The organism is Streptomyces sp. IMTB 2501 (assembly GCF_001953885.1).
GTDB lineage: Bacteria > Actinomycetota > Actinomycetes > Streptomycetales > Streptomycetaceae > Streptomyces.
Genome location: NZ_MQUS01000003.1, coordinates 368,085 through 381,503, shown reverse-complemented (window position 1 = coordinate 381,503; position 13,419 = coordinate 368,085). Strand labels below are relative to the sequence as shown.

The 13,419-nt window shown below is 70.4% G+C and carries 14 protein-coding genes and 1 pseudogene; 6 read left to right on the top strand and 9 right to left on the bottom strand.

What is annotated here, in order from left to right:
- Positions 1–63 precede the first annotated feature (63 nt).
- The gene (locus AV521_RS08195; protein ID WP_076085654.1) at positions 64–804 is read right to left on the bottom strand and encodes a VOC family protein; all 741 of its coding nucleotides are present in this window, start codon (positions 802–804) and stop codon (positions 64–66) included.
- Positions 805–814: 10 nt separating this feature from the next.
- Entirely contained in the window at positions 815–1,201 is a 387-nt protein-coding gene (locus AV521_RS08190; RefSeq protein WP_076085651.1) for a CHAT domain-containing protein, read from the bottom strand.
- Here AV521_RS08190 and AV521_RS08185 point away from each other — a divergent pair.
- Both AV521_RS08185 and AV521_RS08180 read left to right on the top strand, forming a co-directional pair.
- Positions 1,188–1,466, top strand: a pseudogene (locus AV521_RS08185) (aminotransferase class V-fold PLP-dependent enzyme); the annotation flags it as partial. The gene AV521_RS08190 and the pseudogene AV521_RS08185 overlap by 14 nt on opposite strands.
- A 44-nt stretch (positions 1,467–1,510) precedes the next feature.
- Complete coding sequence (locus tag AV521_RS08180) at positions 1,511–1,957, top strand: carboxymuconolactone decarboxylase family protein (RefSeq protein ID WP_076085648.1); 447 nt, start codon at positions 1,511–1,513, stop codon at positions 1,955–1,957.
- Positions 1,958–1,971: 14 nt separating this feature from the next.
- Here AV521_RS08180 and AV521_RS08175 read toward each other — a convergent pair whose 3' ends face one another.
- Positions 1,972–4,452 carry an alpha-L-arabinofuranosidase C-terminal domain-containing protein gene (locus AV521_RS08175; protein ID WP_076085645.1) on the bottom strand — a complete coding sequence of 827 codons (2,481 nt, stop codon included), beginning with the start codon at positions 4,450–4,452 and terminating at the stop codon, positions 1,972–1,974.
- A gap of 138 nt (positions 4,453–4,590) precedes the next feature.
- On the opposite strand from AV521_RS08175, the gene AV521_RS08170 reads away from it, so the two are divergent.
- Positions 4,591–5,043 carry a DUF6314 family protein gene (locus AV521_RS08170; RefSeq protein ID WP_076085642.1) on the top strand — a complete coding sequence of 151 codons (453 nt, stop codon included), beginning with the start codon at positions 4,591–4,593 and terminating at the stop codon, positions 5,041–5,043.
- Here AV521_RS08170 and AV521_RS08165 read toward each other — a convergent pair.
- The 3 genes from AV521_RS08165 to AV521_RS08155 form a co-directional block, all read right to left on the bottom strand.
- On the bottom strand, positions 5,025–5,618 hold the full coding sequence (locus tag AV521_RS08165; protein WP_076085639.1) for a histidine phosphatase family protein: 594 nt from the start codon (positions 5,616–5,618) through the stop codon (positions 5,025–5,027). The genes AV521_RS08170 and AV521_RS08165 overlap by 19 nt on opposite strands.
- Before the next feature lie 73 nt (positions 5,619–5,691).
- The gene (locus AV521_RS08160) at positions 5,692–6,129 is read right to left on the bottom strand and encodes a GNAT family N-acetyltransferase (protein ID WP_076085636.1); all 438 of its coding nucleotides are present in this window, start codon (positions 6,127–6,129) and stop codon (positions 5,692–5,694) included.
- Between the two features lie 132 nt (positions 6,130–6,261).
- Positions 6,262–7,695 (bottom strand): PLP-dependent aminotransferase family protein, encoded by a 1,434-nt coding sequence (locus tag AV521_RS08155; protein ID WP_076085633.1) that lies wholly within the window; start codon positions 7,693–7,695, stop codon positions 6,262–6,264.
- Between AV521_RS08155 and AV521_RS08150 the strand changes: the two genes are divergently transcribed.
- Together AV521_RS08150 and AV521_RS08145 are read left to right on the top strand one after the other, a co-directional pair.
- Positions 7,694–8,605, top strand: coding sequence for a DMT family transporter (locus AV521_RS08150; RefSeq protein ID WP_076085630.1), 912 nt, complete (start codon positions 7,694–7,696; stop codon positions 8,603–8,605). The genes AV521_RS08155 and AV521_RS08150 overlap by 2 nt on opposite strands.
- Positions 8,606–8,623: 18 nt before the next feature.
- On the top strand, positions 8,624–8,821 hold the full coding sequence (locus AV521_RS08145; protein ID WP_076085627.1) for a DUF1918 domain-containing protein: 198 nt from the start codon (positions 8,624–8,626) through the stop codon (positions 8,819–8,821).
- Position 8,822: 1 nt separating this feature from the next.
- On the opposite strand, the gene AV521_RS08140 is transcribed toward AV521_RS08145, so the two are convergent.
- Positions 8,823–10,049 carry a glycoside hydrolase family 10 protein gene (locus tag AV521_RS08140; protein ID WP_076085624.1) on the bottom strand — a complete coding sequence of 409 codons (1,227 nt, stop codon included), beginning with the start codon at positions 10,047–10,049 and terminating at the stop codon, positions 8,823–8,825.
- Between the two features lie 171 nt (positions 10,050–10,220).
- On the opposite strand from AV521_RS08140, the gene AV521_RS08135 reads away from it, so the two are divergent.
- The gene (locus AV521_RS08135) at positions 10,221–11,093 is read left to right on the top strand and encodes a 3-hydroxybutyryl-CoA dehydrogenase (RefSeq protein WP_179022920.1); all 873 of its coding nucleotides are present in this window, start codon (positions 10,221–10,223) and stop codon (positions 11,091–11,093) included.
- A 240-nt stretch (positions 11,094–11,333) separates the two neighbouring features.
- Here the strand turns inward: AV521_RS08135 and AV521_RS08130 are convergent, their stop codons facing one another.
- Complete coding sequence (locus AV521_RS08130; protein WP_076085618.1) at positions 11,334–11,822, bottom strand: hypothetical protein; 489 nt, start codon at positions 11,820–11,822, stop codon at positions 11,334–11,336.
- Positions 11,823–11,960: 138 nt separating this feature from the next.
- Positions 11,961–13,385 carry a hypothetical protein gene (locus AV521_RS08125; RefSeq protein WP_076085615.1) on the bottom strand — a complete coding sequence of 475 codons (1,425 nt, stop codon included), beginning with the start codon at positions 13,383–13,385 and terminating at the stop codon, positions 11,961–11,963.
- Between the last annotated feature and the right edge of the window lie 34 nt (positions 13,386–13,419).

Here is a 13,419-nt window from a genome sequence, read left to right as displayed (position 1 = left end):
CCTCCTCCAGATGGCATGACTATACGTATCTCTGCAGTTTTATGCAACGTCTTCGGGCTCCGCTCAGGGCAGGGCGAGGACGCAGAACTCGTGGCCCTCCGGGTCGGCCAGGCACGTCCACGGGACGTCGCCCTGGCCGAGGTCGAGGTCCGTGGCGCCGAGGGCCCGCAACCGGGCCACCTCCGCTGCTTTGTCGTCACCGGGGTACGGCAGCAGATCGAGATGGACGCGGTCCGGCACGGTCTTCACGTCCGGCGTGCGGATGAACTCGAGAAACGGGCCGACACCCTTGGCGGAGCGCAACACCGCGTGATCTTCGGCCACCTCGTGCACGGCCCAGTCCGTCGCCTCGCCCCAGAACCGGGCCATGGCCCGCGGATCCGCGCAGTCGACCACCACCGCGGCGATCGGCCCGGTGTCCCGGTACACCTCCCGAGGCTCCAGCACGCAGAACTCGTTGCCCTCGGGGTCGGCGAGGACCGTCCACGGCACTTCGCCCTGACCCACGTGGGCGGGCGTCGCGCCGAGAGCCTCAAGGCGCGCGACCAGCTCCGCCTGATGGGTGGCAGAGGTGGTGGCGAGGTCGAGGTGCACACGGTTCTTCGTCGTTGTCTTGGGTTCCGGGACGGGAACGACGTCGACGCAGACGGCGACCGGGTGCGGCCAGACGAGGCCGCCGTCGGGTCCGACGTAGGTGGTCACACCGGGGCTGTAAGCACGCCAGCCGAGCGCCTCCGCCCAGAACCGGCCGACCGCCGAGTGATCAAGAGCCTTGATGTTCACCATCACAGGTCGCAGTGCCATGCCGGCGATCCTATGCACCCGCTCTGCACCGGCATCCGCACCGTCGCCGAACAGAGACGAACTCGCTCACGAGCCGCACTGCCCGGTCAGGGCCCCAGATGGATGTAGGCGCCCACAGCCACGGGCTGCGCGGATAGCGCGCACGCAGATCACCGGTCACCCGGTGCAACGCCTCGGCGGGCGGGACGCCCTCCGCGAGGAGGCCGTACAGCGCCGCGGTGCACTCGGTGGCGTCTCCGTCGGCGACCTCCCACAGTGTGGCGAGTACATGGCTGAAGCCGGCGAGCTGGAACGAGGACGCGACATGGTGCGCCTCGTCGGCGAGCTGACAGGCGCCGGCGGCCGATCCGCACGAGGCGAGGAAGGCCAGCTCGGCGTCGAGGGAGATCCCGGGCATCCGGATCGTCGGCCCCGCAGATCTCACCGACCGGGGCTCGGCCGTCTCCTTCACGGTCGACGGCATCCACCCGCACGACGTCGGCCAGGTGCTGGACGACCGGGGCGTGGCCGTCCGCGTCGGCCACCACTGCGCCCGCCCGATCGTGAAGCGGTACGGCATCCCGGCGACGACCCGGGCGAGCTTCTACGTCTACAACACCCTGGCCGAGGTGGACGCGCTGGCGGCGGGCGTCCGGGCGGCCCAGAAGTACTTCGGGGTCTGACCGGGCTTGCGTTGGAGTGTGCTCCAACTCCTACCGTTCCGGTCATGAGCAACGAGCAGAGCACCACGCGTGAAGAGCGTTTCGCCCACGGCCTGGACGTCCTGAGGCGAGTCGACGGGGAGGCCGGGCAGCGGGTCATCGACTCGCTGGCCGACATCAGCCCCGAGCTGGGGCACCAGATCGTGTCCTGGGGCTTCGGCGAGATCTACGACCGGCCCGGGCTCGTGCCCCGGGACCGCCAGCTGGTCACCCTGGGCATGCTGACCGCGCTGGGCGGCTGCGAGCCCCAGCTGGAGGTGCACGTCAACGCGGCGCTGAACGTGGGGCTGACCCCCGAGGAGATCGTCGAGACGCTGCTGCACTCGGCCGGGTACTGCGGCTTCCCGAAGGCCCTCAACGCCACGTTCATGGCGAAGAAGGTCTTCGCCGAGCGCGGGTTGCTGCCGGTCGGCCGGCAGCAACCCGAGCGGGAAACGGCTACTCCTGCCTGATCACCTCTGCCTGATCACCTCTGCCTGATCCTCAGGAACGTGATCGAGTTCGCCGGGAAGGTGTACGTGAACCTGTCGGCGACTCCGGTGAAGGTGGACGTGACCGGGGCGACCGCCGTGGTCGTTTCGCTGTTCACGGCGTCCGGTGCGGCCGCCAGCGTGGTCACCCGCGCCCTGGACGCGACCTCGGCGCCGCCGAGGTCGATCGCCGTACGGGCCGCCGAGGACTGGTCGTTGACGACCTTGACGATCAACTCGCTGGTCTTCGCGTCCCGCGTGACGACCTGGCGGAACGGCTCGGCCGGCTTGTCGTCGGTGAAGCCGCCCCACTGCTGCCCGTCGAGGGAGAGGGTGACCTGGCGGCCGCGCACCTTGATGTCGATGTCGTAGGCGCGGCCGGTGTCGACCGAGCCCGGCCTGGAGATCAGCGTGGACTTGCCGCCGTCCACGGCCTGCTCGACCGCGGTCCGGGTGTTGTTCCAGCCGCCGATGTTCCACCAGTAGTAGTTGCCGGTGTCCTTGACCCCGAAGGCGACGAGGAAGCCCTCCTGACCCGCCTTCTTGGTGGCCTTCACGTGCAGGTCGTAGTCGTGCCAGGTCGGGTCGCCGGCGGAGACCATGGTGTTCTGGGCGGTGGTGTCGGTCTGGACGTACTGACCGTCCTGGACGCTCCAGCTGCCGGTGCCGGTATGGGTCCACTTCGAGGCGTCACCGGAGAAGTCGTCGCTGAACAGGGTCGAGCCGTCGGCCGCGGTGACCTTCACGTCGTCGTAGGCGGCGCTGGTGTTCCAGGTGGACAGGCCGACCGCGCCCGTGATGGGGCCGCTGACGTTCGGCGTGGTGGTGGCCCTGCTCGGCACCACTTGGTGGCCCACGTTGTTCATGAACAGCTTCTGGACCTCGTAGTTGGCCGAGCCCCACGAGGCATGGTTGTTGAACCACACGAGGTCGGGGCGCCACTGCACATAGTCCTCGTTGGCGAACAGCGGGGCGTAGGAGGCGAGCTTGACGACGTCGGCGTTGCGCTCCAAGCCGGTCATGTACGCCGCCTCGGCGAGCCCGTTCTTGAAGGCGTTGCCCTGGGAGGCGTACTCACCGACGAAGACCTTGGGTCCGGAGCGGTCGTAGGAGTCGTAGCGCTGGTTGTTCTGCAGGAACCACGTCGGGCTCTTGTAGTAGTGCTCGTCTACCAGGTGCACCTTGGCGTCCCGGTTGAGTTTCCAGGCCGTGTCGAAGGTCGTGCCGCTCGCGTCCGGGCCCGCGTTGGAGATCACCCGCATGTACGGGTACTTGGCCTGGACGGCCGCGCGGAACCGGGTGAAGCGGGCGAAGAACTCGTTCGGCAGGTTCTCCTCGTTGCCGACCTCGATGTGGGTGAGGTGGAAGGGCCTGGGGTGGCCCATCTCGGCCCGTACCTTGCCCCATGTCGAGGTCGCCGGGCCGTTGGCGAACTCGATGAGGTCCAGGGTGTCCTGGATGTGCCGCTTGAGCAGCGCGTCGTCGTCGACGGCCTGGTTCTGGCCGCAGCCGGTCACGAGCGCCGGTACGACGGGCAGGGGCATGGCGCCGATGTCCTCGGCCAAGCGGAAGTACTCGTAGTAGCCGAGGCCGTAACTCTGGTTGTAGCCCCAGAAGTTGGCGTTGGTGGCGCGGGTCTCGACCGGGCCGACGGTGTCCTTCCACTGGTAGGCGCGCTTGCGCTGCCAGCCGGAGGACGCGCTGTAGTCCTGCATGGAGCCGGTGTTGACGAGACAGCCGCCGGGGAAGCGGACGAAGCCCGGATGCAGGGCGGCGATCTTCTCGGCGAGGTCCTTGCGCAGGCCGTTGGGCTCGTGCTTGTAGGTGTCGCGCGGGAAGAGGGACACCATGTCGAGGGCGGCCGCGGCGCCGGAGGCCACCGTGAGGCGGCCGGTGGTGCTGGTGCGGGACGCGGTGAAGGTGGCCTTGTACTTCGCCCACCCCTTCTTCCTCACCTGGATCTGCCGGGCGGTGGCGAGGGTGCCGCCCGCGTCCTGGAGGGTGACGGTGAGCGCGGTGCCGGCGTCGGCGCGGGCCCACACCGAGAAGTCGTACTTCCTGCCGTCCTGGACCGCTATGCCGGTGTTGTAACCGGAGTTGGTGACCGACGAACCGGCGCCCAGGGAGAGGTAGTCGCGGTTGCGGTCGTTGAGGCGGCCGGAGTCGTTCACGACCTGCGCGGTACCGGAGACCGTCCATGCGGTCAGCGGGGTGTACGCCTCGTTGTCGTCGGTGGAGTACTCGAAGGACCGGTTCTGGACCAGCTCGGCGTACAGGCCGCCGTCGGCGGCGCGGTTGATGTCCTCGAAGAAGACCCCGTACATCGTCTTGTCGATCGCGGGCCCCTCGGCCGAGGGGTCGACGGTGATCGCGTAGTCCCTGGCGTCATCGGCGTGGGCGGGGGCGGGGAGGGCGGCCGTCGCGAGCAGGACGGCGCTCGCTCCCAGGCCGAGTCTCCAGCGGGCGGTGCGTGACATGGATACTCCGCGGCTCTCGGGTGTCCGAAGGACAGACTGTTCGAAATATCAGACATTGGTCAGCACTTCGAACGCACGGTAAGAGGAGGGGCGTGAACACGTCAATGGGGCGAACACGGTGACCCGTAAGCTCGACCCATGGATGTGCAGCCGCGGTACTGGCCGGTCGCCGATGTCCTGGCGTATCTGGCCGGACGCTGGCACGTCGGGCGCAGCGTGCGGGATCTGGCGAGCGGAGCCGACGGGAGCTTCTCAGGGGTGACCGTCTTCAGCGCGCCGCCGGGCGGCGGGCTGCTGCACGAGGAGTCCGGCACGTTCACCTGGCAGGGCGTGGCGCGGCCCGCGACCCGGACGCTGCGGTTTGTGCCGGGGTCCGCCCCGGGCACGGCGGAGGTGCGGTTCGCGGACGGGCGGCCCTTCCACGTGCTGGACCTGACCTCGGGGCGGTATGTCGCCGACCATCCGTGCGCGGCCGACCTCTACCGGGGCGAGTTCACCGTCCGGGACAACGACCACTGGCGCTCGGTGTGGCGGGTCGGCGGCCCGGCGAAGGATCTGGTGCTGACCACGGACTACGAGCGCGAGGACTGAGCCGAGCCACCGTCGAAACGGAGGTTCCAGCGGGCCGCGCGGCCGGTGACGGTGGACATGGACAGCGGGCGCACATCGATGTTCCAGTACGTGCTGGGCGGCGCCTTCAGGGCGTAGACCAAGGCCGCGCGGATCACGGCGGGCTCGGCGACGGCGACGATCCGGCCGCCGTCCTCCGCCGGCCGGGTGTCCAGCCAGCCGCCCACCCGGGAGATGAAGGCCAGCAGGGACTCGCCGCCGTGCGGGGTGGCGCGCGGGTCTGCGAGCCAGGCGTCCACCGCATCCGGCTCGCGGGCCATCGCCTCGCCCAGCGTCAGTCCGCGCCAGCGCCCCATGTCGCAGTCCCTCAGGGCCAGTTGGACCAGCGGGGCATACCCCAGCGCCTCGCCGGTGGCCCGGCTGCGCGGGGTCGGCGAGCAGTAGCGCAGTTCGGCGGCCGCCAGCGGCAGCAGGTCCCCGGCGGCTCGCTGCACCTCGTCCCAGCCGGCCCGGTCCAGCGGCCGGTCGTCCTCGAAGCGCTCGGCGAGCAGCGGGGCGCTGCGCGCGGCGGCGACGAACGTCACCCTCAGTGGCATGCGGTGATGGTGTGCCGCATGTGAAGGCAGGTCAAGGGGTGACCCCTGTGAGCTACGACGGGTAAGCGGCTGCTTACTCGAAGAGGTTGATCATCCACTGGTCGGGACGGTCCAGCGGCCGGAAGCCCACCTTCTCGTACACGCCGTGCGCGTCCTCGGTGGCGAGCAGCATGCGGCGCAGTCCGTACGGCTTCAGGTGGTCGCGGATGCGGCCGACGAAAGCCGTGCCGACGCCCTTGCCGCGCACAGAGGGGTCCACGTACACATCGGCGAGCCAGCCGAACAGGGCCTGGTCGGTGACCACGCGCGCGTACGCCACCTGCTCCCCGGAGACCGTCTCGTACACCCCGAAGTTGAGCGAGGACGCCATCGCGCGCTCGTGCTTCTCGCGGGGCCGGCCGATCGCCCAGTAGGCGTCGGCCGACAGCCAGCCGTGGACGCGGTCCACGTCGACACGGGCCGTGTCGGCGGAGAACTCGTAACCGTCGGGGAGGGCGGGTGTGTCGCTCATGACCCGGATCCTCACAGGCACCGGGCGCCGGCGTCGAATGGTTTGACCGTCTTACGGCGCCTGGGACGAGTACGACGGCTGCGGCGACCAGGGCGAGGACCGGGAGTTCGGCTGCGCGCCGGTGACGCTGTCCTAGAGCACCTCATCACAGGCCGTCCGCAGCCGCCGTACGCCTTCCGTGATCTCCCCGGTGCCGGCGACCGCGGCGAAGCTCAGGCGGAGGTGGGGGGCGGGGGGTTCGGCGCTGAAGTAGGGGCGGCCGGGGGTGAGGGCGACGCCGGCGCGGAGGGCGGCCGCGGTGAGGGCGGTCTCCTCGGTGCCGTCGGGGAGGCGGAGCCAGAGATGGTAGCCACCGGACGGGATGTGCGGCAGGGCGAGTTCGGGAAGGCGGCGGGCGAGTTCGGTCGTCATGGTGTCGCGGCGGGTCTTCAGCTCGGCCGACAGGGCGCGCAAGTGGCGGGGCCAGGCCGGGGAGCCGACGAGTTCCAGGGCGGCCTCCTGGAGGGGGCGCGGCACGAAGAAGCTGTCCACGACCTGGATGGCGCGCAGGCGTTCCAGCACGGGTCCGCGCGCGGCGAGCGCGGCCACCCGGAAGCTGGGCGAGGTCGCCTTGGTCAGTGAACCGACGTGGACGACGACGCCGTCCTGGTCGTCGGCGGCCAGGGTGCGCGGCAGCGGGCCCGCGTCGGCGTGCACGAGACGTCGTACGTAGTCGTCCTCGATGACGAACGCGCCCGCGGCACGGGCGATGCGCAGCACCTCGGCGCGGCGGTCGGGGGCGAGCACCGCGCCGGTCGGGTTCTGGAAGAGGGGCTGGCAGACGAACACCCGGGCGCCGGTGGCCCGGAAGGCGTCGGCGAGCAGGTCGGGCCGTACGCCGTCGCGGTCGACCGGCACCGGGACCGGGCGCAGACCGGCCGAGCGGGCCAGGGCCAGCATGCCCGGATAGGTGGGGGACTCCACGAGGACCTGGACGCCGGGCGGCGCGACCGCCCTCAGGGCCGTGGCCAGCGCGGACTGCCCGCCGGCGGCGATCAGTACCTCCGCGGCCGTGACGGCACCGCCGATGTCGCGCGCGAACCACTCCCGCAGCTCCGGCAGGCCCTCCAGCGGGGGCCTGCCCCAGGCGCCGGGGCGCCGGCCGGCCCGGGCGAGGGCGGCGGCCATCGCCCGCTCGGGCTGCAGGCAGGGGTGGGGGTAACCGCCGTTGAACTCCAGCACGCCCGGAGCCGGTGCGGCGAGGCAGATCGTGACGCCGGAGGCGTCCACCGTGCGCGGGACGAGGTCGGCGGCGCCGTCGGCGCTCAGCGCGACCTCCTGCCAGGAGGTGTCCCCGGCGGGCTCGGCGGCGGTGCGCGGCCGCGCGCGGAAGGCACCGGCGCCGGGCCGGGTGACCACCAGTCCCTCGGCGGCCAGCTGGGCGAGGGCGCGAGAGACCGTCACCGGACTCACATGGAACCGCTCGACCAGTGCCCGGCTCGACGGGAGCTTTCCACCCGGAGAGTAGCGGTCCAGGTCCCTGCGGAGCTCTTCTGCCAGTTCACTGACACTGCTACGCTGGTTCATGAGAACACAGAGTAGCGCTACTGCCCCGAGTCCGATAGCGGTCACCGCTCCCCGCGAGCACCGCGGCTTCGGCACCGCACTGGCCGCCCTGGGCGTCGCCGCCTTCTCGCTGACCTTCCCGGCCACCGCCTGGGGTCTGGAGAGCTTCGGTCCCTGGTCGCTGGTGGCCGTGCGCAGTGTCCTCGCCGCGCTCATCGCGGGCGGGTGTCTCCTCTTCCTGCGCGTTCCGCTGCCCGAGCGCCGGCATCTGCCGGGTCTCGCCGTCGTCGCCGGCGGTGTCGTACTCGGCTTCCCGCTGCTGACCACGCTCGCGCTGCAGACCTCCACCACCGCGCACGCCGCCGTCGTGGTGGGGCTCCTGCCACTGACCACCGCCGTGTTCTCGGCGCTGCGCACCGGCAGCCGCCCCTCGCGCCGGTTCTGGCTGGCCGCGCTGGCGGGGGCCGCGGCCGTGGCCGCCTTCACCGTCACACAGAGCGGCGGTGCGCTGACGGCCGCCGACGGCTGTCTGTTCGCGGCCCTGCTGGTGTGCGCGGCCGGCTACACCGAGGGCGGCCGGCTGGCCCGGGTCATGCCGGGCTGGCAGGTCATCGGCTGGGCGCTGGTGCTGTGCCTGCCGCTGAGCGTGCCCGCCGCCGCGGTGGCGCTGACGTACGAGCCCTTCCGGCTGACCGCGCACGGCATCGCCGGTGTGCTGTGGGTCGCGCTCGGCTCACAGTTCCTCGGCCTCGTCGTCTGGTACCGGGGGATGGCGGCGATCGGCATCCCCCGGGCGAGCCAGTTGCAGTTGGCCCAGCCGCTGCTCACACTGGTGTGGTCGGCGCTGCTGCTCGGCGAGCACTTCACGGCGGCCGCTCCCCTGACCGCCGTCGCCGTGCTCGTGTGCATCGCCGTCACACAGCGGTCGTGAACATGAGGAGGGCCTGACATGCGTGCCAAAAAAGGCGACAGGCTGGTCCAGCACGGCAGGGTGGTCGGGCAGCACGACCATGTCGTAGAAGTCGTCGAAGTACTCGGTCCCGAGGGGAACCCGCCCTATCGCGTCCGAGCCGAGGACGGGCACGAGACGATCATGTCCCCGGGGCCCGACTGCCTGGTGGATCACAAGAAGGAGCACCAGCGGTAGCTCACCGCGGCGGCCTCGCCGATCGCCCGTAGTGATCGGCGATCACGCGTGACATCGCGCCGATCGGATCGGCCGCCACGTCCCTGGCGGCGAAGAACACATGCCCGCGCACCCGCGGGTGCCGGGCGGCGAGGGTGAGGTGCCGGGACAGCTCGGCCGGGTCCTGCCAGGCCGGGGGCTGCCCGGCCGCCCCCGCCTTGTACAGGGCCTCGCCGATGTACAGCTGTGTCCTGCTGCCCCTGGCGACCGCCGCCCACCAGTCGACGAGCTTCGCGTAGTCGGCGGCGGCGAAGCCGATGTTCCAGTACAGCTGAGGGACGAGATAGTCGATCCAGTGGCGGCGCACCCAGGTACGGGTGTCCGCGTGCAGATCGTCGTACGTCTGCACACCCGCCCGCGTGTCCGAGCCGCGCGGGTCGTTCGAGGCGTTGCGCCACACCCCGAAGGGGCTGACCCCGAACCGGGTGCCGGGCCGGGCCCGTCTGACGCCGGCCGCCATCTCCCTGACGAGCTTGTTGATGTTGTCCCGCCGCCATGCGGCCCTGCTGTCGAAGGCGCCGCCGTAGCGGTCGTACGCGGCGTCGTCGTCGAAGGTCTGCCCGGCGACCGGATACGGGTAGAAGTAGTCGTCGAAGTGGACGCCGTCGACGGGGTACTTGGCGACCGCGTCCAGCATCGCCCGCTGGACGAAGGCGCGGACCTGGGGCAGGCCTGGGTTGTAGTAGAGCTTCCCGCCGTACGGAACCGCCCAGTCGGGGTGCTTGCGGACCGGGTGCGTGGGGGCGAGCCGGCCGGGGTCGGTGTGGTTGGCGATGCGGTACGGATTGAACCAGGCGTGCAGCCGCAGGCCCCGGGCGTGGGCCTCCTTCACCGCGGTGCCCAGCGGGTCCCAGCCGGGACTGCGGCCCTGGGTGCCGGTGAGGTACTCGGACCAGGGCTCGTACGGTGACGGCCACAGGGCGTCGGCGGTGGGCCGTACCTGGAACATCACCGTGTTGAGCCGGCAGCGGGCCGCCTTGTCGAGCAGGGTGGTCAGCTCCTCGCGCTGCGCGGCGGCCGTCAGGCCGGGCTCGGACGGCCAGTCCCGGTTGGACACCGTGGCGAGCCACACGCCCCGCATCTCGGTGGCCGCGTGGGGCCGGCGATCCGCTGCCGCCGCCGCGCCCGGCGCCGTGGCCAGCGTGGACAGCGCCGCCAACGTGAAGGCCCGTCGTGACAGTTGCCCCATCTGTACACCCCCATACGCTCCGGATCCGCTCCGTCACGGATCGTTTCGCGCCCCAGGATGCCCCCACCCGGACGATCGATCATCGATACTTGACGGTAACGTGCACGATCGGAGCAGGCGCCGAACCCGGAGGTCCTGCCAGCGAGCCGGAGAACCAGCGAAGGGGTCGATGTGACAGGCTTCCCATCGGGAGATATTGCGCGCGTCGGAGTCGTGGGCTGCGGCCAGATGGGCGCGGGCATCGCCGAGGTGTGCGCCCGCGCGGGACTGGACGTGAAGGTCGCCGAGACCACCGGCGAGGCCCTGGAGATCGGGCGTACCCGGCTGTTCAACTCCCTGGCCAAGGCCGCCGAGCGCGGAAAGATCACCGAGGAGGAGCGGGACGAGACGCTGGCGCGGCTGAGCTTCACCACGGACCTCGGCGAGTTCGCCGACCGCGATCTGGTGATCGAGGCCGTCGTGGAGAGCGAGCCGGTGAAGACGGAGATCTTCCAGGTGCTCGACCAGGTGGTGACCCGCCCGGACGCGATCCTCGCCTCCAACACCTCCTCGATCCCGCTGGTGAAGCTGGCGGTCGCCACCTCCCGCCCGGACCACGTGGTCGGCATCCACTTCTTCAACCCCGCCCCGGTGCAGAAGCTGGTCGAGCTGATCCCGGCGCTCACCACCTCCGAGGGCACCCTCAGCCGCGCCCAGGTCTTCGCCGAGAAGGTGCTCGGCAAGCACGCCATCCGCGCTCAGGACCGCTCCGGTTTCGTGGTCAACGCGTTGCTCGTGCCCTATCTGCTCTCCGCGATCCGGATGTTCGAGTCGGGCATCGCGAGCCGCGAGGACATCGACAACGGCATGGAGATGGGCTGCGCCCACCCGATGGGCCCGCTGAAGCTGTCCGACCTGATCGGCCTGGACACCATCGTCTCGATCGCCAACTCGATGTACGCCGAGTACAAGGAGCCGCTGTACGCCGCTCCCCCGCTGCTGCAGCGCATGGTCGAGGCGGGCCGGCTCGGCCGGAAGACCGGCTCGGGGTTCTACACGTACTAGCGAGTGCGGCGACGCCGCCAAGTGGCGCTGTTCAAGGGCGAGTTCACCCGGACCAGCACCCATGGCGGCGCTGCCGTGGGTGACTCTCGCGGCGCCCGCCAGGTCCTCATCCGCGCCTCCTCGCCCAGCCCATGTGTTCTGCGCGGGGAGACGGCCTGGTGGGCGGCATCGGTTGACACTAAACAGAATCTGACCTGGGGTTTCGTGTCTTTCGAAGCTGTCAGGGGCTTTCCCGCTCACTCAGCGGAAAATCCCTGGAAAGTCCCCGAGACAGAGCTGAAAGTCCCTGAAAAGTCTCTTGGCGCCGGTGCCTGGTGCTGCACCATCGAATCGCTTGAGGTACACCCACGTGCCATCAGCCGTGCTCGACGCCACCACCCTCTGCACGGCGCCCGACCACTTGCGCAGCTCCGCGACGCCGATGTCCCTGAGCGCCAGGTCTCCGAGCTGCGGCAGCACCTGTGCCCAGATTCGGTGCCTCGTGCTTTCCAGCGTCTGGGCGGGATGCGCCTGGGACGGCCACCAGTGCTTCTCGACGTACTCCCGAAGGCTGATCGCACCGTCGCGCGCGTCGACGAAATCCTCTCGCCGTGCGTCGGTCTGTGCCTCGGCCAGCCACGCCTTGGCGTCCGCGACCGTGTCGGAAGACCGGTCCCGGACTGCCGGTATCCACTTGACGCGGCAGCGCGTGCGCCGCTGATCACTGCCGAAGCCCGGGGCGCCCTTCAACCGCCTTCCGGCTGTCACTCGCGACACATTTAAGGAGCAGATTCACCGCTCCCAGTACGAGGGTCAACAGTCCACGCGCCACGGATGCCGCCAAGAGCCGACCGACTGGCCAGGACACGACGGGGCTTCCTCTCCGGATCACTGCCTGGCACCTGCCGCTGCCTCGACCAACTGCTCGATCCCGTTCTCCCGGTCGCGTAGGTGCAGGCGGAGTACCGTGCGCCCACGGGACAGCAGCGCCCTGCGGTCGCCGCCCGCCTGAGCCGCCTGCAGACCAGCCAGGGTGAACGGGCGGCCCGGAATCTCGATGTCAGCCTTCACCGCTCCGGTGATCTGGCAGAACACCCCGCCGGACGGACCGCCCTTGTGATACTGCCCGACCGAGTGCAAAAGGCGCGGGCCCCAACCGAAGGTCACCGGCCGACGCGTCTGTGCTCGCAGTCCGTCACCCACTGCGGTCACCTTCGCATCGCGTTCACGGTCCAGATAGGACATCACCGCAAGGTAGCCCTGTGGCGGAATGCGCTCCGTCAGCTCGCTGAGCGCACCAGCGACGGTCCGGGCCTTCAGCCCCGCTCCGGCGGTGTGGACCTCGATCGCGCCTTCGGTGAAGTCGGGCCTCTCATCGAGCTTGCCCTCGGCGAGCAAGGTTGCCGTGTTCGCCTTGGACTCCTCGACGTTGGGCTGGTCGAAGGGGTTCACCCCGAGTACACGAGAGGCGATCACGGTCGCGTATTCCCAGAGCAGGAACTGCGCACCCAGCGGCCGGTGGATCCCCAGCGCGCCGACGCCCTCACCGCCCGGCACCCCGTCGCCCGCCGTCAGCAGAGCTCGGATCGAACCGTCGGGATCACAGCCGCCGACCACGGGCAAAATGCCACGTCCGTCCTTGCCCGTCGACTCGGCGACGAGTTGTTCGATCCAGTCCCCCAGACCGCGAAGCCGTGGGTCCGGCACGTCGAGCACCAAGGCACCGCGACCAGCGAGAGCCGAATCCGCCAACACGCTGCCGAGTTCCCAGCCGGGGTTGTCGACACGTTCGAGCTCGTCACGGATCACCGCGGCGTCAGCGAGCAGACCATCCACGTCGGTTCCCAGCAACGCCCCCGCGACAAGCCCGAAGGGCCCCAGGGCGCTGTAGCGTCCGCCGACGCTCGGGTCGGCCAGAACTGCTTCGTAGCCCCGGTCCAGCGCGATGCGGTGCAGCAGCGAGCCCGGGTCGGTGACGGCGACGCAATGGCGGGCGGCCTCATGGGGAGGCAGGCGTTCGGCCAAATGTCGGGTCATGACCCGACAGAGGCTGTTGGTCTCGATCGTCTCGCCGCTCTTACTGGAGAGGATCACCAGCATGCGCTCCGGGTCGCGCCCGAGGACAGCCTCGACCTGCCGGCAGTCGGTGGTGTCCAGCATGGTCAGAGGCCTGCCCGCCGCGGAGGCGATCACCTCCGCGGCCAGCGAGGAACCGCCCATGCCGATCAGCACGATATCGTCGAGATCGGCCCGCCGCGCGGCCAGTTGGGACAACGCCGGGAGCAGGGCCGGCGAGCTGCGCGGAAAATCCATCCATACGGGGTGCCCGGGGCCCAGGAGTTCCTCA

Excerpts from the sequence above, each read along its gene's own strand:
- AV521_RS08195 (WP_076085654.1), bottom strand. The coding sequence starts at position 804 with ATGGCACTGCGACCTGTGATGGTGAACATCAAGGCTCTTGATCACTCG.
- AV521_RS08190 (WP_076085651.1), bottom strand. The coding sequence starts at position 1,201 with ATGCCCGGGATCTCCCTCGACGCCGAGCTGGCCTTCCTCGCCTCGTGC.
- AV521_RS08180 (WP_076085648.1), top strand. The coding sequence starts at position 1,511 with ATGAGCAACGAGCAGAGCACCACGCGTGAAGAGCGTTTCGCCCACGGC.
- AV521_RS08175 (WP_076085645.1), bottom strand. The coding sequence starts at position 4,452 with ATGTCACGCACCGCCCGCTGGAGACTCGGCCTGGGAGCGAGCGCCGTC.
- AV521_RS08170 (WP_076085642.1), top strand. The coding sequence starts at position 4,591 with ATGGATGTGCAGCCGCGGTACTGGCCGGTCGCCGATGTCCTGGCGTAT.
- AV521_RS08165 (WP_076085639.1), bottom strand. The coding sequence starts at position 5,618 with ATGCCACTGAGGGTGACGTTCGTCGCCGCCGCGCGCAGCGCCCCGCTG.
- AV521_RS08160 (WP_076085636.1), bottom strand. The coding sequence starts at position 6,129 with ATGAGCGACACACCCGCCCTCCCCGACGGTTACGAGTTCTCCGCCGAC.
- AV521_RS08150 (WP_076085630.1), top strand. The coding sequence starts at position 7,694 with ATGAGAACACAGAGTAGCGCTACTGCCCCGAGTCCGATAGCGGTCACC.
- AV521_RS08155 (WP_076085633.1), bottom strand. The coding sequence starts at position 7,695 with ATGAACCAGCGTAGCAGTGTCAGTGAACTGGCAGAAGAGCTCCGCAGG.
- AV521_RS08145 (WP_076085627.1), top strand. The coding sequence starts at position 8,624 with ATGCGTGCCAAAAAAGGCGACAGGCTGGTCCAGCACGGCAGGGTGGTC.
- AV521_RS08140 (WP_076085624.1), bottom strand. The coding sequence starts at position 10,049 with ATGGGGCAACTGTCACGACGGGCCTTCACGTTGGCGGCGCTGTCCACG.
- AV521_RS08125 (WP_076085615.1), bottom strand. The coding sequence starts at position 13,385 with ATGGATTTTCCGCGCAGCTCGCCGGCCCTGCTCCCGGCGTTGTCCCAA.